Origin of the sequence: Saccharopolyspora sp. SCSIO 74807, from assembly GCF_037023755.1 — a bacterium.
Taxonomy (GTDB): Bacteria; Actinomycetota; Actinomycetes; order Mycobacteriales; family Pseudonocardiaceae; genus Saccharopolyspora_C; species Saccharopolyspora_C galaxeae.
Genome location: NZ_CP146100.1, coordinates 389,026 through 410,049, shown reverse-complemented (window position 1 = coordinate 410,049; position 21,024 = coordinate 389,026). Strand labels below are relative to the sequence as shown.

Annotated in this window: 16 protein-coding genes; 12 read left to right on the top strand and 4 right to left on the bottom strand. The window is 71.2% G+C overall.

The window, feature by feature from the left end:
* The first annotated feature begins 405 nt into the window (after positions 1-405).
* The 4 genes from gatC to gatB are packed head-to-tail and all read left to right on the top strand — an operon-like array spanning position 406 to position 3,939.
* Complete coding sequence (gene gatC / locus V1457_RS01845) at positions 406-705, top strand: Asp-tRNA(Asn)/Glu-tRNA(Gln) amidotransferase subunit GatC (RefSeq protein ID WP_200070253.1); 300 nt, start codon at positions 406-408, stop codon at positions 703-705.
* On the top strand, positions 705-2,240 hold the full coding sequence (gene gatA, locus V1457_RS01840; RefSeq protein WP_338599517.1) for an Asp-tRNA(Asn)/Glu-tRNA(Gln) amidotransferase subunit GatA: 1,536 nt from the start codon (positions 705-707) through the stop codon (positions 2,238-2,240). The genes gatC and gatA overlap by 1 nt, the downstream gene beginning before the upstream one ends.
* Entirely contained in the window at positions 2,240-2,437 is a 198-nt protein-coding gene (locus V1457_RS01835; protein WP_200070251.1) for a hypothetical protein, read from the top strand. The genes gatA and V1457_RS01835 overlap by 1 nt, the downstream gene beginning before the upstream one ends.
* On the top strand, positions 2,434-3,939 hold the full coding sequence (gene gatB, locus V1457_RS01830; protein ID WP_295143744.1) for an Asp-tRNA(Asn)/Glu-tRNA(Gln) amidotransferase subunit GatB: 1,506 nt from the start codon (positions 2,434-2,436) through the stop codon (positions 3,937-3,939). The genes V1457_RS01835 and gatB overlap by 4 nt, the downstream gene beginning before the upstream one ends.
* A gap of 189 nt (positions 3,940-4,128) precedes the next feature.
* Here gatB and V1457_RS01825 read toward each other — a convergent pair whose 3' ends face one another.
* Together V1457_RS01825 and V1457_RS01820 are read right to left on the bottom strand one after the other, a co-directional pair.
* A complete protein-coding gene (locus V1457_RS01825; RefSeq protein ID WP_338604768.1) occupies positions 4,129-5,619 on the bottom strand; it encodes a potassium/proton antiporter in 1,491 nt (496 codons plus the stop codon).
* Between the two features lie 226 nt (positions 5,620-5,845).
* Positions 5,846-7,021, bottom strand: a complete 1,176-nt coding sequence (locus V1457_RS01820; protein WP_307850030.1) for a PQQ-dependent sugar dehydrogenase — start codon at positions 7,019-7,021, stop codon at positions 5,846-5,848.
* 327 nt (positions 7,022-7,348) lie between these two features.
* Here V1457_RS01820 and V1457_RS01815 point away from each other — a divergent pair, with 327 nt between their 5' ends.
* Positions 7,349-8,038 carry a DoxX family protein gene (locus V1457_RS01815; protein ID WP_200070248.1) on the top strand — a complete coding sequence of 230 codons (690 nt, stop codon included), beginning with the start codon at positions 7,349-7,351 and terminating at the stop codon, positions 8,036-8,038.
* Between the two features lie 75 nt (positions 8,039-8,113).
* On the opposite strand, the gene ilvD is transcribed toward V1457_RS01815, so the two are convergent.
* Both ilvD and V1457_RS01805 read right to left on the bottom strand, forming a co-directional pair.
* Positions 8,114-9,958, bottom strand: a complete 1,845-nt coding sequence (ilvD, locus tag V1457_RS01810) for a dihydroxy-acid dehydratase (RefSeq protein ID WP_338599512.1) — start codon at positions 9,956-9,958, stop codon at positions 8,114-8,116.
* A 142-nt stretch (positions 9,959-10,100) separates the two neighbouring features.
* Positions 10,101-10,976: a PH domain-containing protein gene (locus tag V1457_RS01805; protein WP_338599510.1), complete on the bottom strand. Its 876-nt coding sequence runs from the start codon at positions 10,974-10,976 to the stop codon at positions 10,101-10,103.
* Positions 10,977-11,410: 434 nt separating this feature from the next.
* Here V1457_RS01805 and V1457_RS01800 point away from each other — a divergent pair, with 434 nt between their 5' ends.
* The 7 genes from V1457_RS01800 to cimA all read left to right on the top strand — a co-directional run bounded on the left by V1457_RS01800 (position 11,411) and on the right by cimA (position 20,995).
* A complete protein-coding gene (locus V1457_RS01800; RefSeq protein ID WP_200070245.1) occupies positions 11,411-13,243 on the top strand; it encodes an acetolactate synthase large subunit in 1,833 nt (610 codons plus the stop codon).
* Between the two features lie 8 nt (positions 13,244-13,251).
* Positions 13,252-13,758 carry an acetolactate synthase small subunit gene (gene ilvN / locus V1457_RS01795; protein WP_200070244.1) on the top strand — a complete coding sequence of 169 codons (507 nt, stop codon included), beginning with the start codon at positions 13,252-13,254 and terminating at the stop codon, positions 13,756-13,758.
* A gap of 74 nt (positions 13,759-13,832) precedes the next feature.
* Entirely contained in the window at positions 13,833-14,825 is a 993-nt protein-coding gene (gene ilvC, locus V1457_RS01790; protein WP_200070243.1) for a ketol-acid reductoisomerase, read from the top strand.
* 378 nt (positions 14,826-15,203) lie between these two features.
* Positions 15,204-15,428 carry a DUF397 domain-containing protein gene (locus tag V1457_RS01785; protein WP_200070402.1) on the top strand — a complete coding sequence of 75 codons (225 nt, stop codon included), beginning with the start codon at positions 15,204-15,206 and terminating at the stop codon, positions 15,426-15,428.
* Positions 15,429-15,835: 407 nt separating this feature from the next.
* Positions 15,836-17,425 carry a phosphoglycerate dehydrogenase gene (gene serA / locus V1457_RS01780; protein ID WP_200070242.1) on the top strand — a complete coding sequence of 530 codons (1,590 nt, stop codon included), beginning with the start codon at positions 15,836-15,838 and terminating at the stop codon, positions 17,423-17,425.
* A gap of 538 nt (positions 17,426-17,963) precedes the next feature.
* Complete coding sequence (locus V1457_RS01775; protein WP_200070241.1) at positions 17,964-19,007, top strand: 3-isopropylmalate dehydrogenase; 1,044 nt, start codon at positions 17,964-17,966, stop codon at positions 19,005-19,007.
* 344 nt (positions 19,008-19,351) lie between these two features.
* Positions 19,352-20,995 carry a citramalate synthase gene (gene cimA, locus V1457_RS01770; protein ID WP_338599505.1) on the top strand — a complete coding sequence of 548 codons (1,644 nt, stop codon included), beginning with the start codon at positions 19,352-19,354 and terminating at the stop codon, positions 20,993-20,995.
* Positions 20,996-21,024: the final 29 nt, after the last annotated feature.

Below are 21,024 nucleotides of genomic sequence, written 5' to 3'. Positions count from 1 at the left end.
CCCCGCGACGCACGGCCGCTCACCAGGGCCGCCGTGCGAGCAGCAGGCGGGCCAAATTGTGGCAGACACCGCACCCTAGCGGTGCGCCCGCCGTTCGTGTAGTGCAACGCGAGGTCGTCGTTGCACCTTCCCGCGCTGTCCGGCTTACCCGCGAAGGCCGCCTTGACCCCGATGAAGCGGTCCGCCGCTGCGGTTCCGGAGAGGGCGGCCGACACGCGCGGCCGTCAGCCGAGGGGGGCCGATGCGGCGAAGTGGCGAGCAGGCGGAAGGGGCCTGCGCTGCCGCTCCGCGGCGCAGCGGTGACACGGGGTGACGACCGGGTTCGCCCCCTGGCCGGGGCCATGCGGGCTCGGCAATAGACTGAGGACAACCCGTGATACCGGACATGACCAGGGAGCCTTCGCAGTGTCCAAGATCTCCCGCGACGAGGTCGCGCACCTCGCCGGCCTGGCCAGGCTGGCGGTCACCGAGCAGGAGCTCGACACCTTCGCCGGTCAGCTCGACGTGATCCTCGAATCGGTGGCCCGCGTCGGGGAGGTCGCCGCGCAGGACATCCCCCCGACTTCGCACGCGGTGCCGGTGACCAACGTGTTCCGCGAAGACGTGGTGCGGCCCAGCCTGCCGCGCGAGGCCGCGCTGGACGGCGCGCCCGCGGCCGAGGAGAACCGGTTCCGCGTCCCGCGGATCTTGAACGAGGAGGCGTGATGACCCAGACCGCGACCGGCGGCGACTCGGCCCTGACCGGCCTGACCGCCGCGGAGCTGGCAGCCGAGCTGGCCGCCGGCGAGGTGAGTTCGGTCGAGGCCACCCGCGCCCACCTGGACCGCATCTCCGGCGTGGACGGCAACGTGCACGCCTTCCTGCACGTGGACGCCGACGGTGCGCTCGATGCCGCGAACAAGGCCGACGAGGACCGCGCCGCCGGCCGGTCGGCTTCCCCGCTGGCGGGCGTGCCGCTGGCGCTCAAGGACGTGTTCGCCACCGGCGACATGCCCACCACCTGCGGCTCGAAGATGCTGGAGGGCTGGGTCCCGCCGTACGACTCCACGGTGGCGCAGCGGCTGCGCGCGGCCGGTGTGGTGGTGCTCGGCAAGACCAACATGGACGAGTTCGCGATGGGCTCGTCCACCGAGAACTCCGCCTACGGCCCCACCCGCAACCCGTGGAACACCGAGCGCATCCCCGGCGGCTCGGGCGGCGGTTCGGCGGCGGCGCTGGCCGCGTTCGAGGCGCCGCTGGCGATCGGCACCGACACCGGCGGCTCGATCCGCCAGCCGGGCGCGGTGACCGGCACGGTCGGCGTGAAACCGACCTACGGCGGCGTTTCCCGCTACGGCCTGGTGGCGTTCTCGTCCTCGCTGGACCAGCCAGGGCCGTGCGCGCGCACGGTGCTGGACGCGGCGATGCTGCACGAGGTGATCGCCGGGCACGACCCGATGGACTCGACCTCGATCAACGCCCCGGTGCCGCAGGTCGCGGCGGCCGCCCGCGAAGGCGCGGCCGGGGACCTGACCGGCGTGAAGGTCGGCGTGGTGCGCGAGTTCGCCGGTGAGGGCTACCAGCCCGGGGTGGAGCGTTCGTTCCGCGCCGCGGTGGAGCAGCTGTCGAAGCTGGGCGCTGAGGTCGTGGAGATCTCCTGCCCGCACTTCGACTACGCGCTCGGCGCCTACTACCTGATCGCGCCGAGTGAGGCGTCGTCCAACCTGGCCCGGTTCGACGCGATGCGCTACGGCCTGCGCGTCGGCGACGACGGCGAGCGCAGCGCCGAGCAAGTCATGTCGCTGACCCGCGAAGCCGGGTTCGGTGCCGAGGTCAAGCGCCGGATCATGCTCGGCACCTACGCGCTGTCGTCCGGCTACTACGACGCCTACTACGGCCAGGCGCAGAAGGTCCGCACGCTGATCTCCCGCGACTTCACCGCCGCGTTCGAGCAGGTGGACGTGCTGGTCTCGCCGACCACGCCGACCACCGCGTTCGAGATCGGTGAGCGCTCCGACGACCCGCTGGCGATGTACCTGGCGGACCTGTGCACGATTCCGGTGAACCTGGCGGGCAACGCCGCCATGAGCGTCCCCAGTGGACTGTCCGATGAGGACGGGATGCCGGTGGGGCTGCAGATCATGGCCCCGGCGCTGGCCGACGACCGGCTCTACCGGGTCGGCGCGGCCTACGAGACCGCCCGCGACGCCGCCCAGGGCGGCCCGCTGATCGACCGCATTCCCGCCCTGGAGGTGGCGTGATGAACTCGAAGATCAAGGCAGTGATCCAGCTCGCGTCGGTGCTGTCGGCGGCCTTCGGGCTGCGCGCGAGCATCCGCGACGCCAAGGCCAACAACGACAAGCTGGCGATGGCCGACTCGATCATCACCGCGCTCGGCCTGGTCACCGGCACCGCGCTGGCGATCCGCACGCTGCGCAAGGGGGAGGACGCGAAGTGACCGCGGTCGCCGAGATCATGGACTACGAGGAGGTCCTGGAGCGGTTCGACCCGGTGCTGGGCCTCGAGGTGCACGTGGAGCTGTCCACGGCCACCAAGATGTTCTGCGGCTGCGCCAACGCCTTCGGCGCCGAACCGAACACCCAGGTCTGCCCGGTGTGCCTGGGCCTGCCCGGTGCGCTGCCGGTGGTCAACGGCAAAGCGGTGGAATCGGCGATCCGGATCGGGCTCGCGCTGAACTGCCAGGTCGCCGAGTGGTGCCGGTTCGCGCGGAAGAACTACTTCTACCCGGACATGCCGAAGAACTTCCAGACCTCGCAGTACGACGAGCCGATCGTCTTCGACGGCCACCTCGACGTGGCGCTCGACGACGGGGAGACCTTCCGCGTCGAGATCGAGCGCGCGCACATGGAGGAGGACACCGGCAAGTCGCTGCACGTCGGCGGTGCCACCGGGCGGATCCACGGCGCCGAGCACTCGTTGCTGGACTACAACCGGGCCGGGGTGCCGCTGATCGAGATCGTCACCAAGCCGATCACCGGCGCAGGCGAACGCGCGCCCGAGGTGGCGCGGGCCTACGTGGCCGCGCTGCGGGACCTGCTGCGCTCGCTGGAGGTCTCCGACGTGCGGATGGACCAGGGCTCGCTGCGCTGCGACGCGAACGTGTCGCTGATGGCCAAGGACGCGGCGGAGTTCGGCACCCGCACCGAGACGAAGAACGTGAACTCGCTGCGCAGCGTCGAGCGGGCGGTGCGCTACGAGATGCGGCGGCACGCGGCGGTGCTGGTCTCCGGCGGCGAGATCAAGCAGGAGACGCGGCACTTCGACGAGGCTTCCGCGGCGACCTCGGCCGGTCGGCCGAAGGAGACCTCGGAGGACTACCGCTACTTCCCGGAGCCGGACCTGGTGCCGATCGCCCCGTCCCGCGAGTGGGTCGGCGAGCTGTCCCAGACGCTGCCGGAACTGCCCTGGGAGCGGCGCAAGCGCATCCAGCAGGAGTGGTCGCTGTCCGATGAGGAACTGCGCGACCTGGTCAACGCGGGCGCGCTGGACCTGGTCGCATCCACTGTGGACGCCGGCGCGGCGCCGTCCGAGGCGCGGTCCTGGTGGGTGGCCTACCTGTCCCAGCAGGCCAACACCCGCGGCGTCGAGCTCGGCGAGCTGCCGATCCAGCCCGCGCAGGTCGCGCGGGTGATCGAGCTGGTCACCGAAGGAAAGCTGACGCACAAGCTGGCGCGCCAGGTCGTCGACGGCGTGCTCGACGGGCAGGGCGAGCCGGACGAGGTCGTGGCCGCCCAAGGGCTGGAGGTCGTCTCCGACGACTCCGAGCTGCAGGCCGCGGTGGACGAGGCGCTGGCCGCGCAGCCGGACGTGGTCGAGAAGATCCGCGGCGGCAAGGTGCAGGCCGCGGGTGCGGTCGTCGGCGCGGTCATGAAGGCGACCGGCGGCAAGGCCGACGCCAAGCGCGTCCGCGAACTCATCCTCGCCGCCTGCGGGCAGTGAGCCGCCACTCCGGCGCTCCCGCACCGGTGACTTCTTCCGAGTGAACGGCCTGTTGGTCCGACCAGATTGGACCAACAGGCCGTTCACTCATTGCGGACCCGCGCACGCGCTACCCGGCCGGCGGAGAGCGGTTCCGAGCGAGCGGCTCGTTGGTCCGGCTGGAGTCCGTTCACCCGTCGAGGGACCGGGTCAGTCGGGGTCGCCGTATTCGCCGAACCAGTGGGCCAGGCGGCCGCGGCGGCCCACCGCGCGCAGTCGGCGCTCGGTCGCGGTGCGGACCGCGGCCGTCGTCATGATCAGCAGTTCGTCGCCGGTGGACAGGCGGGTTTCCGGGCTCGGCACGAACGAGGTCTCGCCGCGGATGACCAGCGTGATCACGCTCGGGTCGGGCAGCCGCAGCTCCAGCACCGTCACGTAGTGCAGCTGCGAGCCCGGCGGGATCGACACCGTCAGCAGCTCCGCGTCGAGCACGTCCAGCGGCGCCACCTCGACCTGGATCTCCTGCGCCGCGTCCGCCCGGATCAGCCCCAGCAACCGCGCCAGCCGCAGCAGTCCCGGCCCCTGCACCAGCGTGAACACCGCGACCAGCACGAACACCAGGCCGAGCACCCGGCTGCTGCCCGGCACCCCGGCCACCACCGGGAACGTCGCCAGCACGATCGGCACCGCGCCGCGCAGGCCCGCCCACGACACGAAGACCTGCTCGCGCCACGGCAGCTTGAACAGCACCAGCGACACCGCCACCGACAGCGGCCGCGCCACCAGCAGCAGCACCAGGCCCACGACCAGTGCGGGCAGCAGCTCCGGCAGCAGCTCGTGCGGCGTGACCAGCAGTCCCAGCAGCACGAACAGGCCGATCTGCGCCAGCCAGCCGAGCCCTTCGGCGAACGAGCGCAGCGAAGCCCGATGCGGCAGGCCGGAGTTCGCCAGCACCAATCCCGCGACGTAGGCGGCGAGGAAACCGGAAGCGGCGATCGCTCCGGACGTGGCGAACGCGACCACTCCCAGCCCGAACATCGCCAGCGGGTACAGCCCCGAAGCGGGCAGCTCGATCCGCCGCAGCCCCCAGGCGCCGAGCTTGCCGACGGCGAACCCGACCACGGCGCCGACGACGAGCTGGTAGAGCAGGTTCGCGGCCACCCCGACCGGTTCGATGCTCAACGGGATGCTGCTGAACAGCAGCACCAGGATCACCGTCGGCGCGTCGTTGAACCCGGACTCCGCCTCCAGCAGGCCCGCCACGCGCCGCGGCACCGGCAGCGTGCGCAGCACGGAGAACACCGCGGCGGCGTCGGTGGACGACACGATCGCCCCGAGCAGCAGCGCGGGCTGCCAGTCCAGCCCGATCAGCAGATGCGCGCCGGTCGCGGTGACCGCCACGCTCACGCCGACGCCGACCGTGGCCAGCATCCCGGAAGGCGCCAGCAGCGCGCGCACGTCCGCCCACCTGGTGGTGAGCCCGCCTTCGACCAGGATCACCGCCAGCGCGGCGGTGCCGAGGTTCTGCGCGAGCTGGGCGTCGTCGAAGCGCAGCCCGAGCCCGTCCTCGCCGATCGCGAGCCCGACGACGAGGAACAGCAGCAGCGCGGGCAGTCCGACCCGGGAAGCCGCGCGGGTGGCCACGATGCTCGCCAGCAGCACGAGTCCACCTGCCAGCAGCGCCACGTACAGCTGCTGCAAGTCCATCGCGGGTCCCCGTCCGGCATCGCGCCGCGGTCCCGATCACGCGCGGCGGAGTGTCCTGAGTGGACCACGAGCGGCGCGGCCGCGTCAGGTGCGCCACGCATGGCGGCGCGAGCTCGCTGCCTGCCGGGTGAACGACGGGGGAGCCTTCCGCTGCGGTGGCCCGTCAGCGAGGACGGTGATTCCGCCGGGTAGTCGAATCTTCGGCGAAGACCTCGAACGCTCAGTCCTTGCCCGCGGTGCCGCCGCTCGGCGGGTCGATGCGCAGCACCCGGTCGTCGCTGGGTACCGGGCGGCCACCGGATTTGTTCGCGGTGCCCAGCCAGAGCTGCCCGTCCTTGCTCATCGCCGCGGCGGAGAACCGGCCGTAGGTGTTCTCCATGACCTTGGCGGGTTCCCCGGTGATCGAACCGCCGGGCCCGGGCGTGAGCGTGTACAGCGCCGCGGCCTCGCGCAACGCCACCACGATCCCGTTCGGCGCCGCGGCGCATCCGGCGACTCCGGGCCGGTCCGGCCAGCTCCACACCGCCGACCCCACCGGCTGACCCGGTTGCACGCGGTGCAGCGAGTCGCGGGAGGCGTCCCGGTCGGTCAGCCAGATCCCGGCCGCGGCCGATCCGCACAGCCCGCCGGGACTGGTCACCCCGGAGGCCACCACCGGCGACGCCGGATCGGGGTTGCCGGGCGCTGGCGCGCCGAACGCGTCGATGCGCAGCACCTTGCCCGCCAGCGAAGCCGGGTCCGCGGCGTTCGCCGGATCGCCCGCATCGCCGGTGGCCACCAGCAGCCCGCCCTGGCCGTCGTCGAGCAGCGCACCGGAATTGCCGGAGCCGCCCTTCGGGATGCCGGTCAGCACCGGTTTCGGCCGGTCGCCCGGCGCCACGCGCAGGACCTGGTTGCCGCCGCCGGTGCTGGCGTAGGCGTAGAAGAGCTCGTCCTCCTGGTAACTGGGGGACAGCGCGAGCCCGGTCAGCCCTCCGTCGCCGGACGAGTCGACCGGGACGCGGGCGACCTCCACCGGTTCGCTGTCCTTGCGCACTCGCAGCACCCGGCCGGTGTCGCGTTCGGCGACCAGCGCGCTCTGCCCGTCCGGCAGCACCGCGACCGCGCCGACCGGGGACAAGCAGGTAGCGACGACCGACGGATCAGGGTCCACGCAGCCTTCCGGAACGGCCGGTTCCTCGGGCACCGGCTGCCCGGGCGGTGGCGGTGGTGGCGGCGGTTGCTCGATCGACGGCTGCGGTCCGGCCTGCGGTTCCAGCGACGGCTGGTCTTTCCAGGCGTTCGGGTGCTCGTTCGGGAACTGGGCGCAACCGGCGAACGCGGCCGCGACGAGCAGCGCACCCGCGGCCGTCCGCAGGCGGCGGGTCGTGCGGTTCGCGCGGTTCGAGGCTGCCACGGGGCACGAGGGTATCGGCCGGTCCGTGAACGTCCGGTGAGCAGCCCCGGCGTTCCGCCTCCCGGAAACCGAATGGAATTCGTCCGCGCTCTGCCCGGCCGCCGGGTTAGGGCCGAATGCAGCAAATACACCTGGTGGCGGGTTGCAACCTTCTACGGCGGGAATGCGAACCGATACGAGCAGTGCGCGGGCGCGCTGCGGAATGCGGCGAATGCGGAGGCTTTCGGCGGGATTCCGCCAAGCGTCGGAACCCGGCGCAAGGACGTCGCGAAATCTTCACTCGAAAGGGTCGCTTTTTGTGCTTGGGATGGCTTAACCTCCAGCGCCGTGAGCATTCACGACGAGCGCCCGAGCGGCGGGGGCGCACACCGCGACGATCGCGTGCGGGACACCGAAGGTTCGGGTCCCGGAACGTACAACTACTACGACGACGCCGCCTACAGCGACGGCACGGCAACGTCGGTGGTCGACCGCCGCTACGAGGACGACTACTACGAGCCGCTGCCGCCGCAGCGAAAGCAGTTCGGCTGGAACGCGGGCGCGGACTTCGGCCTGCTGGTCATCCGGCTGGTGCTCGGCGGGATCTTCGCCGCGCACGGCGCGCAGAAACTGTTCGGCGTGCTCGGCGGCAGCGGCCCCGAGGCATTCGCGCAGTCGCTGGCGAAATCCGGATTCCAGCAGAGCCAGATCCTCTCGCTGGTCACCGGCGGCACCGAACTCGGTGCGGGCGCGCTGCTGGTGCTCGGCCTGTTCACCCCGCTGGCCGCGGCCGGCATCGCAGGGGTGATGGCCAGCGCGGTGATCGGCACCAGACTCGGCGACGGATTCTTCTCGCCGGACGGTTACGAGTACAACGTGGTGCTGGCCGCGCTCGCGGTCGGCCTGATGTTCATCGGACCGGGCAGGGCCGCGCTGGACAACGGCCGTTCCTGGTTCCGGCACCCGGTGGTCAGCGGAATCATCTGCCTGCTGATCGCGGCCGGTTCTTCCGCCGGAGTGCTGTTCTTCCTGCACTGAGGCGCCGTACGCACCGAGTGAACGGACCGTTCGACCGATCTTCCCGGGCGAGCGGTCCGTTCACTGCCGGCGGAGTTACTTGCTGATGTCGCGGACCGCGCCGTAGGACGCCGAAGTCGCGAGCTTCGCGTAGGCCCGCAGCGCGGTGGTCACCGAGCGCTCCCGGGCGACCGGCTGCCACGGGTGCTCGGCGGCGTCCATCTTCGCCCGCCGCTCGGCCAGCACCTCGTCGTCGACCAGCAGCTCCAGGCCGCGCTCGCGCACGTCGATGCGGATCGGGTCGCCGTCCTGCACCAGCCCGATCACGCCGCCGTTGGCCGCCTCCGGCGAGATGTGCCCGATCGACAGTCCCGAAGAACCGCCGGAGAACCGGCCGTCGGTGATCAGCGCGCACTTCTTGCCGAGGCCGGAGCCCTTCAGGAACGCGGTCGGGTGCAGCATCTCCTGCATCCCGGGCCCGCCCGCGGGGCCTTCGTAGCGGATCACCAGCACGTCACCGGCCTGGATCTCCTTGTTCAGGATCGCCGAGACCGCCTGCTCCTGGCTCTCCAGCACCCGCGCCGGGCCCTCGAACAGCCACAGCTCCTCCTCGACACCGGCGGTTTTGACCACCGCGCCGTCCTCGGCGAGGTTGCCGCGCAGCACCGCCAGCCCGCCGTCGGCGGTGTAGGCGTGCTCGATGCTGCGGATGCAGCCGTTCGCCGCATCGGTGTCCAAAGAGGACCAGCGGTTCTCGGTGGAGAACGCCTGCGTGGTGCGCACTCCGCCGGGCGCGGCGTGGAACAGCTCCACGGCCTGCTCGGACGGCGACTCGCCGCGGACGTCCCATGTGGACAGCCAGTCGGTGAGGCTGGGGCTGTGCACCGAGGAGACCTCGCGGTGCAGCATCCCGCCGCGGTCCAGCTCGCCGAGGATCGCGGTGATCCCGCCCGCCCGGTGCACGTCCTCCATGTGGAAATCGGAGTTCGGCGCGACCTTCGACAGGCAAGGCACCTGCCTGCTGATCCGCTCGATGTCCTCCAGGGCGAAGTCGATGCCGCCCTCCTGCGCAGCGGCCAGCGTGTGCAGCACCGTGTTCGTCGAGCCGCCCATCGCCATGTCCAGCGCCATCGCGTTCTCGAACGCCTGCTTGTTCGCGACCGAGCGGGGCAGCACCGAGTCGTCGTCCTGCTGGTACCAGCGCTCGGCGGCGCGCACCACGGTGCGCCCGGCCTCCTGGAACAGCGCGCGGCGGGCGGCGTGCGTGGCCAGCGTCGAGCCGTTGCCGGGCAGCGCCAGGCCGAGCGCCTCGGTCAGGCAGTTCATCGAGTTCGCGGTGAACATGCCCGAGCAGGACCCGCAGGTCGGGCAGGCGGAGCGCTCCACCTCGGACAGGCCCGCGTCGTCCACCGCGGCGTTGGCCGACGCCGAGATGGTGGTGATCAGGTCGGTCGGTGCCTGCGCGACACCGTCCACGACCACCGCCTTGCCCGCTTCCATCGGGCCACCGGAGACGAACACCGTCGGCACGTTCAGCCGCATCGCCGCGTTGAGCATCCCGGGCGTGATCTTGTCGCAGTTCGAGATGCACACCAGCGCGTCGGCCTGGTGCGCGTTGACCATGTACTCCACCGAGTCCGCGATCAGCTCGCGGGACGGCAGCGAGTAGAGCATCCCGCTGTGGCCCATCGCGATGCCGTCGTCCACGGCGATGGTGTGGAATTCCCGCGGCACGCCGCCGGATTCGCGGATCGTGTCGGCCACCACGTCGCCGAGGTCGCGCAGGTGCACGTGCCCTGGCACGAACTGGGTGTAGGAGTTGGCGATGGCCACGATCGGCTTGCCGAAGTCGTCGTCGGTCATGCCGGTGGCACGCCACAGCGAACGGGCGCCTGCGGCGTTGCGGCCGTGCGTGGTGGTGCGGGAGCGCAACTGGGGCATGGTCTTCTCGGTTCCTCTGCGAGACCCGCGTCGGGGCGGGGAGAACGGCACCTTTTGGGTGCGAGCACAGCGCGGTGACCGCGACGTTACTCCTGCCGCGGTGCTGGTCGTGCGCCCGGTTCGCGCCGTTCGCGCGAGGTGTTCAGCCGCGGCGGTCGTCCGGGGAGTCCTCGCCCGGAGCGGATTCGCTTGCGGCGGCCGAGGAATCCTGCTGCGTGGCGATGGGTTCTCCGGTGTCGTCCGCGGATTCGGCGGCGGAGTCCGCGCGGGACTCGGAGTTCGCGGATCCGGTGCCCTGCTCGCCGTCCGACACCGCGCCGGTCTCCGCCGGGCGTTCCAGCGGCTCGTTCGGGTCCGGCAGCCGGCCGCCGCTCATCAGCGCCAGGTGGGACAGGTCGCGCACCCGCACCGCCGAGAGCCGGACTTCCCGCGTCCGGCCTTCGCCGCCGGACTCCAGCACCGCGCGCACCCAGCGGCGTTCGTTCAGCCGCACCGAGGCCAGCTCGTCCCAGCCGAACGAGGTCTCGCCCGCCAGCAACCGGGTGCGGATCCCTTCGTCCGTGGCGATCGTCCGCGGCCACAGCACGGCGTAAGCCAGTGCCGCGGGGATCAGGAAGGCGGGCAGCAGGTAGGGGAACGGCTGCGCGAACGCGATCGGCGTCGTGCAGACCGCCACCACGGCCACCGCCAGCAGCGAGGTTCGGGTGAGGTGGAAGGTGAGCGACTTCGGGACCGCCTTCGCGGTCGGGCGGGCCGCGCCGCCATCCGGAGTCCGCGCGGTGTTCTCCGAGTCCGGCGCCGTGCTTTCCGGCGCGGCCTGCGGCTGCTCGGTCGTGCCCGGCTCCTGCACGGCGGTCGAGCCTTGCTCCTCGGTCGTGCTCACTTCGGGGGTCCCCTCGTCGTTCGGGCTCTCTGCGGCCGGGCGTTCGCCGGTCTGCCGCCGCGAGCCCTCGGCCGCCGCGTGCGCTTCGTTCGCGCCGGCGCCGTCCGGTCCGGAGGACTTGGGGGACTCGCTCACGTCCCGATGGTCTCACCCGCGTGCGCGGCCCATCGCGGGGCAGGCGAAAACCGGCGAGCGGCCCGCTCCGCGGACATCGGACTGGCGGGATGCGCGACGTACGCCACAAATTCGCCCGTCGGAAGGCGAATTCGGGATCGGTAAGCTGCGGAAACGCACTGCCGATCGGCGTGCGAGCGGGGCGCGGCGCGTCCATTGGCTGGGAAATCCTTCCCGCATGGTTTGACCCGGCGACATGGCTGCCGTTAACGTCCTGGCCATGCTGCGAATCGACGACATTCTCGTACTTCCCCGGCGCGTCCACGCCTGAGGAAGCTCGCAGCGTCGACGCGCCAACCCTCGTACGGTCCTGTGTTGACCGGCGGGGGTTTTTTCGTGCCCAACGCATCGACAGTCCACTCACCGATCAACACCGCTCGGACAGAGGCGAACCGATGACCAGCGCCAACACCAGGCAGAACCCCGTCCCGGCGCCGCCGCCGGGGCACCGTCCCAAGCCCGCCCCGCCAAGCGGCGCTCCGGTGCAGGCCACCGGCGCGCAGTCGCTCGTGCGCTCGCTCGAGGCGGTAGGCGCCGAGGTCGTGTTCGGCATTCCCGGCGGCACGATCCTGCCGTCCTACGATCCGCTGCTGGACTCCACGAAGGTCCGCCACGTGCTGGTCCGCCACGAGCAGGGCGCCGGGCACGCGGCGACCGGCTACGCGCAGGCCACCGGCAACGTCGGGGTGTGCATGGCGACCTCGGGGCCGGGGGCGACGAACCTGGTCACCGCGCTGGCCGACGCGCAGATGGACTCGGTGCCGGTGGTGGCGATCACCGGCCAGCAGGCCACCACCCTGATCGGCACCGACGCCTTCCAAGAAGCCGACATCTGCGGCATCACGCTGCCGGTCACCAAGCACAACTTCCTGGTCACCAAGGCCGAGGACATCCCGCGCACGATCGCGGAAGCGTTCTACATCGCCAACAGCGGCAGGCCCGGCCCGGTGCTGGTGGACATCCCGAAGGACGTCCAAACGGCTACCACCTCGTTCTCCTGGCCGCCGGAGATGAAGCTGCCCGGCTACCGGCCCACCAGCAAGCCGCACGGCAAGCAGGTCCGGGAGGCCGCGAAGCTGATCACCGCGGCGCGGCGCCCGGTGCTCTACGTCGGCGGCGGCGTGCTCAAGGCCGAGGCGACCGAGCAGTTGCGCAAGCTCGCCGAGAGCAGCGGCATCCCGGTCGTCACCACGCTGATGGCGCGCGGCGCGTTCCCCGACTCGCACCCGCAGCACCTGGGGATGCCCGGGATGCACGGCACCGTCTCGGCGGTCGCGGCGATGCAGCGCTCCGACCTGCTGATCGCGCTCGGCACCCGGTTCGACGACCGGGTCACCGGCCAGCTGTCCTCGTTCGCCCCGGAGGCGAAGGTGGTGCACGCCGACATCGACCCGGCCGAGATCTCCAAGAACCGCAACGCCGACGTGCCGATCGTGGGCGACTGCAAGGACGTCATCACGGAGCTCATCGACGCGCTGGCGACCGCCACCGGAGAGGACGGCACCGCCGACCTCGGCCCGTGGTGGGACCAGCTCCGGCAGTGGCGCGACACCTTCCCGCTGGGCTACGAGTGGCCGTCGGACGGCAGCCTCGCGCCCGAGTACGTGATCGAACGGCTCGGCAACATCGTCGGCCCGGAAGCCTGCTACGTCGCCGGTGTCGGCCAGCACCAGATGTGGGCCGCGCAGTTCATCGGCTACGAGCACCCGCGGACCTGGCTGAACTCCGGTGGCCTGGGCACGATGGGCTACGCGGTGCCCGCCGCGCTGGGCGCCAAGGCCGGGGTGCCGGACAAGCCGGTGTGGGCCATCGACGGCGACGGCTGCTTCCAGATGACCAACCAGGAGCTGGCGACCAGCGCCATCGAGGAACTGCCCATCAAGGTCGCCGTCATCAACAACGGCAACCTCGGTATGGTCCGGCAGTGGCAGAACCTCTTCTACGCCGAGCGCTACTCACACAGTGACCTCGGCACCCACAAGCACCGCATCCCGGACTTCAAGCTGCTCGCCGAGGCGCTGGGCTGCGCAGGCCTGCGGTGCGAGTCCCGCGAGGACGTCGACAGCGTCATCCAGCGGGCGATGGAGATCAACGACCGACCCGTCGTGATCGACTTCGTGGTGGGCAAGGACGCGCAGGTGTGGCCGATGGTGGCCGCGGGCACCGGCAACGACGAGATCATGGCGGCGCGCGGCATCCGCCCGCTGTTCGACGAGGACGAGGGGTGAGCGCCTCCATGAGCCGACACACGCTGAGCGTGCTGGTGGAGAACGTGCCGGGCGTGCTGGCCCGCGTTTCGGGCCTGTTCTCCCGCCGCAGCTTCAACATCGAGTCGCTGGCGGTCGGGCCGACCGAGCACCCGGAGATCTCCCGGATGACCATCGTGGTCGCGGTCGGCGAGCAGCCGCTGGAGCAGGTCACCAAGCAGCTCAACAAGCTGGTCAACGTGATCAAGATCGTGGAGCTGGACCCGGAGTCCTCGGTGCAGCGCGAGCTGCTGATGGTCAAGGTCCGCGCGGACGCCTCGGTGCGCAGCCAGGTGCTGGAGACGGTGCAGCTGTTCCGGGCCAAGGTCGTCGACGTCTCGCCGGAGGCGCTGACCATCGAGGCCACCGGTGACGGCGAGAAGCTGGGCGCGCTGCTGCGGATGCTGGAGCCCTACGGTGTCCGGGAGATGGTGCAGTCCGGGTCGATCGCCATCGGCCGCGGCCCGCGCTCGATCACCGCGACCGCGGTTCGCTGAACCCGGCCGTCCGCCGCCCGCCCGCGCGTGCCGGGCAGGACGAACGAATCAAGTCCGAAAGGAAGACCGAACACATGGCTACTGAGATCTTCTACGACGCCGACGCCGACCTGGGCATCGCGCAGGGCCGCAAGGTCGCGATCATCGGCTACGGCAGCCAGGGCCACGCGCACGCGCTGAGCCTGCGCGACTCCGGTGTGGACGTGCGCATCGGCCTGCCCGAGGGGTCGAAGTCCCGCGCCAAGGCCGCGGACGAGGGCCTGCGGGTGGTCACCCCGGCGGAGGCTTCCGCCGAGGCCGACCTGATCATGATCCTCGCCCCGGACACCAAGCAGCGGGAGATCTACGCCAACGACATCGCGCCGAACCTCAAGTCCGGCGACGCGCTGTTCTTCGGGCACGGCTTCAACATCCGCTACGGCCTGGTCCAGCCGCCGTCCGATGTGGACGTCGCGATGGTCGCCCCGAAGGGCCCGGGCCACCTGGTGCGCCGCCAGTTCGTCGACGGCAAGGGCGTGCCGTGCTTGATCGCGGTCGAGCAGGACGCCTCCGGCAACGCTCAGGCGCTGGCGCTGTCCTACGCCGCGGGCATCGGCGGGGCGCGCGCCGGGGTCATCAAGACCACCTTCACCGAGGAGACCGAGACCGACCTCTTCGGTGAGCAGGCGGTGCTCTGCGGCGGCGCCAGCGCGCTGGTGCAGACCGGCTTCGAGGTGCTGGTGGAGGCCGGCTACCAGCCGGAGATCGCCTACTTCGAGGTGCTGCACGAGCTGAAGCTGATCGTGGACCTGATGTTCGAGGGCGGCATCGCCGGGCAGCGCTACTCCTGCTCGGACACCGCCGAGTACGGCGACCTCACCCGCGGCCCGCGGATCATCGACGCGCACGTCAAGGACAACATGCGCAAGATCCTCGGCGAGATCCAGGACGGCTCGTTCGCCAAGGAGTGGGTCTCCGAGGACGAGGGCGGCCGCCCGAACTTCAACAAGCTGCAGCAGGCGGGCAACGACCACCAGATCGAGGAGGTCGGCAAGAAGCTGCGCGCCCTGATGTCCTGGACGAAGTGAGCGCTGGACCCGACGAAGTGAGCGCCCCGCGCTGCGCATGATCTCCCGCGCAGGCCCGCCCGACCGGCGGGCCGCGCGGTCGGAAGGCCCGGTCGTCCCCACGAGGGATCGCCGGGCCTTCGGCGTGTTGTCCCTGCCGGTCGCTTGAACGGCGGAGCGGCTGACGCCGCGCCGCGCGGCCGCGGCCCCTTCCCGGCGCGGTTCCCTCGCGGCGGTTCTCCTTGCACCGCAGGAAGTTTCCGCGCGAATCGACGCCCGGCCACCCGTTCACGCGATCGAGTCGCGGGCGCTGCCGCGGGTATCGTGCCGGTCGTGAACGACGAAGCCAGCACGACAACGCAGACCGGCGGCGATACCACGCGGACCGCGGACGCCCCGGTGGACGACAAGGCGCACATCCGCCACGAGCTCGACTTCACCGACGCGGAGTGGATCACCAGCACCGAGGACGACGACGAACCGGGCGTGGAGATCGCTTTCGTGGACGGCTACATCGGGATGCGCAACGGCGCCGAGCCGGAAGGCCCGGTGCTGGTGTTCACGCCCGAGGAATGGGACGCGTTCGTGGCCGGGGCGAAGGACGGCGAGTTCGACGAACCCTGATCCGCGAGCTTCGGGATGCTTCGCGTGGGCGGCCGGGCGGTGGAACCTCAGTCAGGCGTCCGCTCGCTCCGGGAGATCCTCGGAGGCGTAGTGCCCTACGCGCGTCGGAGCCGTCCTCGCGAGCGAACGGCTGAGAGCCCGCGGCGGTGCCGTTGCTCAGGCGTTCGGCGCAAGCGGCTTCGCCGCTGCACGCAGGCGAACCGAAGTCCGAGCGATTGTTCGCTGCGCAATCATCGCGCTGACCTGCGACGAAGGGCCCGGAAACGGGCCTTTCCGACTTCTGCGGCGGGTTTGTCGTGCGTCACACCCTTGTGAACGAGTTCTCAAACTCCGGTTAAACTGCCTCACCGTCCGGGTACAACGCCGTGCCCAGCTACGACCGTGATCCCTCTCAATGGAGCGCGCCCGTGACCAATCGTCCTGTCGTCCTGATCGCCGAGAAGCTGGCCCCCTCCGTGCTCGAAGCGCTCGGAGCCGAGGTCGAGATCCGTCACGTCGACGGCACGGACCGCCCGGCGCTGCTGGAGGCCGTCGCCGACGCAGACGCGCTGCTGGTCCGCTCCGCCACCAAGGTCGACGCCGAGGTGCTGGCCGCGACCAGCAAGCTCAAGGTCGTCGCCCGGGCCGGGGTAGGACTGGACAACGTCGAAGTGCCCGCGGCCACCGAGCGCGGCGTGATGGTGGTCAACGCCCCCACGTCCAACATCGTCTCCGCCGCCGAGCACGCCCTGGCGCTGCTGCTGTCGGTGGCCCGCAACGTGGCCGCCGCCGACGCGAGCCTGCGCGCAGGGGAGTGGAAGCGCAGCTCCTACAGCGGCGTCGAGCTCAACGGCAAGACCGTCGGCGTGGTCGGCCTCGGCAAGATCGGCCAGCTGTTCGCGCAGCGCATCGCCGCCTTCGGCACCAAGCTGATCGCCTACGACCCGTACGTGTCCGCCTCCCGCGCCGCGCAGCTGGGCATCGAGCTGGTCAGCCTCGAAGACCTGCTGGCGCGCGCGGACGCGGTGTCGATCCACCTGCCCAAGACCGCCGAGACGCTGGGCCTGATCGGCGCCGAGGAGCTGAAGAAGGCCAAGCAGGGCCAGCTGATCGTCAACGCCGCGCGCGGCGGGCTGATCGACGAGGAGGCGCTGGCCGAATCGATCCGCTCCGGGCACATCGGCGGCGCGGGCATCGACGTCTACAAGTCCGAGCCGACCACCGAGAGCCCGCTGTTCGAGCTGGAGAACGTGGTCGCCACCCCGCACCTGGGTGCCTCCACCGCGGAGGCGCAGGACCGCGCGGGCACCGACGTGGCCAAGTCGGTGCTGCTGGCGCTGGCAGGCGACTTCGTGCCGGACGCGGTCAACGTGCAGGGCGGCGCGGTCGGCGAGGAGGTCCGCCCGTACCTGCCGCTGACCCAGAAGCTGGGCCAGCTGCTGGCGGCGGTGCTGGGCAGCACGCCGACCTCGGTGACCATCGAGGCGCGCGGCGAACTCGCCGACGAGGACGTCTCGGTGCTGCAGCTCGCGGCGCTGCGCGGGGTGTTCTCCGGAGCGGTGGAGAACCAGGTGACCTTCGTCAACGCCCCGCAGCTGGCCGAGGACCTCGGAGTCAGCGTCGAGGTGCAGAAGGCATCGGAGAGCCAGAACCACCGCAGCGTGGTGTCGGTGCGCGCGGGCCTGGCCGACGGGCGCCGCGCCGTGGTCTCCGGCGCGCTCACCGGCGCGAACCTGGTGGAGAAGCTGATCGAGGTCAACGGCAGGCACTTCGACCTGCGCGCCGAGGGCAACGTGCTGCTGCTGGAGTACCCGGACCGCCCTGGCGTGATGGGCAAGGTCGGCACGCTGCTCGGCGAGGTCGGCGTGAACATCGATGCCGCCACGGTCAGCCAGACCACCGAGCGCTCCGACGCGATCATGCTGCTGCGGGTGGACCGGCCGGTCGACACCGGTGTGCTGGAGCCGATCGGCGCTGCGGTGGGCGCGACCACCGTCCGCACCGTCAGCTTCGAGTGAGCCGCATCAGGCGTGCTTGAGCAGATTGCGTAGTGGATCACCCAGCGGAACCTCAGACGTCTTCTGGCTCCGGGATCTCGTCCTGACGTAGCGTCCTACGCGGCGTCTTTATAGGTCCGGGCCGCTGGCCTCGCCAGAAGACGCCTGAGAACCCGCCGGTGGTCCGGCTGCGCCCTCGGGCGCCGCAAGCGGCTGACGCCGCTCATGAAACGGCCTCGTAAGCACCGCTGATGATCCCCCGGCCGGGCATCGCGTGATCCGCTGGATCGTGGCAGGCTGCGGGGGATCCAACGGATCATGGGGAGCTCGCCGTGATCCGCCGGGTCGTGGCACTCGGCGAAGGACCGCCGCGCGCGCCGCGGCGGTCCTTTTTCGTCGTCCCGCCCGTCGTCGTTCACCCCTATGGGTGTCCCGCCGGCCGGGATGGTTGGACCACTTGGTGGGTGCGGCGTGCCTGCCCGCGAAGGCTTGCCGGTAGCCTTCGCCGCAACAGATCGAGCCCCGCGGTTTCGGGGTCGCCTAGTCGGGAGGTGTGTTCATGCGGCTCGCTGTGATCCCCGGTGACGGGATCGGGCCGGAGGTGGTCGCCGAGGCGCTCAAAGTCCTCGGAGAGGTCGTTCCCGATACCGAGATCACCCGGTACGACCTGGGAGCCGCGCGCTGGCACGCCACCGGCGAGCTGCTGCCCGAGTCGGTGCTGACCGAGCTGCGCCAGCACGACGCGATCCTGCTCGGCGCGGTCGGCGACCCCTCGGTGCCCAGCGGGATCCTGGAGCGCGGGCTGCTGCTGCGGCTGCGCTTCGAGCTCGACCACCACGTCAACCTGCGTCCCGGCAGGCTCTACCCCGGGGTGAAGAGCCCGGTGGCCGATCCCGGCGACGTGGACATGGTCGTGGTGCGCGAAGGCACCGAAGGGCCGTACGCGGGCAACGGCGGTCTGCTGCGCAAGGACACGACGCACGAGATCGCGACCGAGGTCAGCATCAACACGGCCTTCGGCGTGGAGCGGGTCGTGCGCGATGCCTTCGCCCGCGCCGCGGCCCGCCCGCGCAAGCACCTGACGCTGGTGCACAAGACCAACGTGCTCACCCACGCCGGCTCGTTGTGGTCGCGGGTCGTCGAAGAGGTCTCGCTGCAGCACCCCGACGTCACGGTCGCCTACCAGCACGTGGACGCCACGACGATCCACATGCTCACCGACCCGAGCCGGTTCGACGTGATCGTCACGGACAACCTGTTCGGCGACATCATCACCGACCTGGCCGGGGCGGTCACCGGCGGCATCGGGCTCGCCGCCAGCGGCAACATCGACGCCACCCGGCGCAACCCGAGCATGTTCGAGCCGGTGCACGGCAGCGCCCCGGACATCGCCGGGCACGGTGCGGCCGACCCGACGGCCGCGGTGCTGTCGGTGGCGCTGCTGCTGGACCACGTCGGGCAGGCCGAGGCGGCCCGCCGGGTGGAGGCTTCGGTGGCGTTCGACCTGGCCACCCGGGACCACTCGGCGCCGGGTGCGACCTTCGCCATCGGCGACCGGCTGGCGGCGCTGGTGTCCTCCCGCGAGGTCGCCCAGCAAGCCTGACAGCCCAAGCGTGACCGGCCGGCAAGCCTGGTCGACTTCGAGTTTCCTGCGCTGCGGGCGCCTTCCTGCCGGGAGGGCGCCCGTTTCGCATGTCGGGACCGCGCGCCCGTCCGGCAGCTGGGAATGGCAGCCCACCTGGTGGCGCCGCGAGCGGTTGTGGCAGCATACGGGCGTGGCCATCAGCTTCCGCATTATTGGACGGCGCGCCGGGTGACGACTCGCACCCCCGGCGCGCAGACCTCTCGCATTCGCGGGGGGTCTTTTTTGTGCCCGGAGGAACCCGCCACCAGCGCGGCGAGACGGCCGCTTCGAGGCATCGATACCGAAGCCGACAGGAGAATCCAGTGACTCGCACGACCCCGGCCGGGACCCCCCTGGGCGACGACTTCCACGTCTACGACACCACGCTGCGCGACGGCGCCCAGCGGGAAGGGATCTCCTACTCGGTCCCGGACAAGATCGCGGTGGCGAAGCTGCTGGACTCGCTCGGGGTCGGTTTCATCGAAGGCGGCTGGCCGGGCGCGCTGCCGAAGGACACCGAGTTCTTCGCCCGCGCCGCCGCGGGCGAGCTGCGGCTCGACCACGCCGCGCTGGTCGCGTTCGGCTCCACCCGCCGCGCGGGCGCGCAAGCGCACGAAGATCCGCAGGTGCGGGCGCTGGTCGATTCGCAGGCGCCGGTCGTCACGCTGGTCGCCAAGTCCGACCGCAGGCACGTGGAGCGGGCGCTGCGCACCACGGTCGAAGAGAACTGCGCGATGGTCGCAGACACCGTGCGCTACCTGGTGGGGGAGGGGCGCCGGGTGTTCGTGGACGCCGAGCACTTCTTCGACGGCTACGCCCACGACCCGGACGCCTCGCTGCGGGTGCTGGAGGCCGCGATGACCGCGGGCGCCGACGTGTCGGTGCTGTGCGACACCAACGGCGGGCAGCTGCCGATGCAGCTCGCGTCCACGGTCGAGGAGATCGTCGCGCGCACCGGGTTCCGGGTGGGCATCCACTGCCAGGACGACACCAGCTGCGCGGTCGCCAACTCGATCGCGGCGGTGCAGGCCGGTGCCACGCACGTGCAATGCACCGCCAACGGATACGGCGAGCGCGCGGGCAACGCCGACCTGTTCGCGGTCCTCGGCAACCTGGCGACCAAGCTGGACATGCCGGTGATGCCGGAGGGCAAGCTGACCGAGCTCACGACCGTCTCGCACGCGCTGTCCGAGATCGCCAACCTCGCCCCGGACACCCACCAGCCCTACGTCGGGTCGTCGGCGTTCGCGCACAAGGCCGGGCTGCACGCCAGCGCGATCAAGGTGGACCCCGAGCTCTACAACCACCTGGACCCCGACGTGGTCGGCAACCGGATGCGGGTGCTGGTCACCGAGATGGCCGGGCGGGCGAGCCTGGAGCTCAAGGGCGCCGAGCTCGGGCTGGACCTGTCCGACTCGCCGGAAGCGGTCTCCGGCGCGGTGCGCAAGGTCAAGGAGCTGGAGGCCCGCGGCTGGTCGTTCGAGGGCTCGGACGCTTCGCTGGAGCTGCTGCTGCGCCGCGAGATGGATGCTGCGGGGGAGGCCGAAGCAGGCGCCGTGGACGCCCCGTTCGAGCTGGAGTCCTACCGGGTGCTGCTGGATCACCGCCCGGACGGGACGGTCGTTTCCGAGGCGACGGTGAAGATCCACGTGGACGGGGAGCGCGTCATCGCCACGGCGGAGGGCAACGGCCCGGTCAACGCCCTCGACGCCGCGTTGCGCAAGGCGCTGGTTCCGCACCTGCCGTGGGTGGACTCGGTTGAACTGGTGGACTACAAGGTCCGCATCCTCACCGACGCCGCGGGTACGGACGCGGTCACGCGGGTGCTGGTGGAGTCCCGCGACGATCAGGACGAGTGGACCACCGTCGGAGTGCACGGCAACATCGTCGAGGCGAGCTGGCTGGCGCTGTGCGACGCGCTCGCCTACAAGGCGCTGCGCCGCACCGTCCTCAGCGGCGCTGACTGACGGCTCCTTCCGAGCGAACGGCCTGTTGG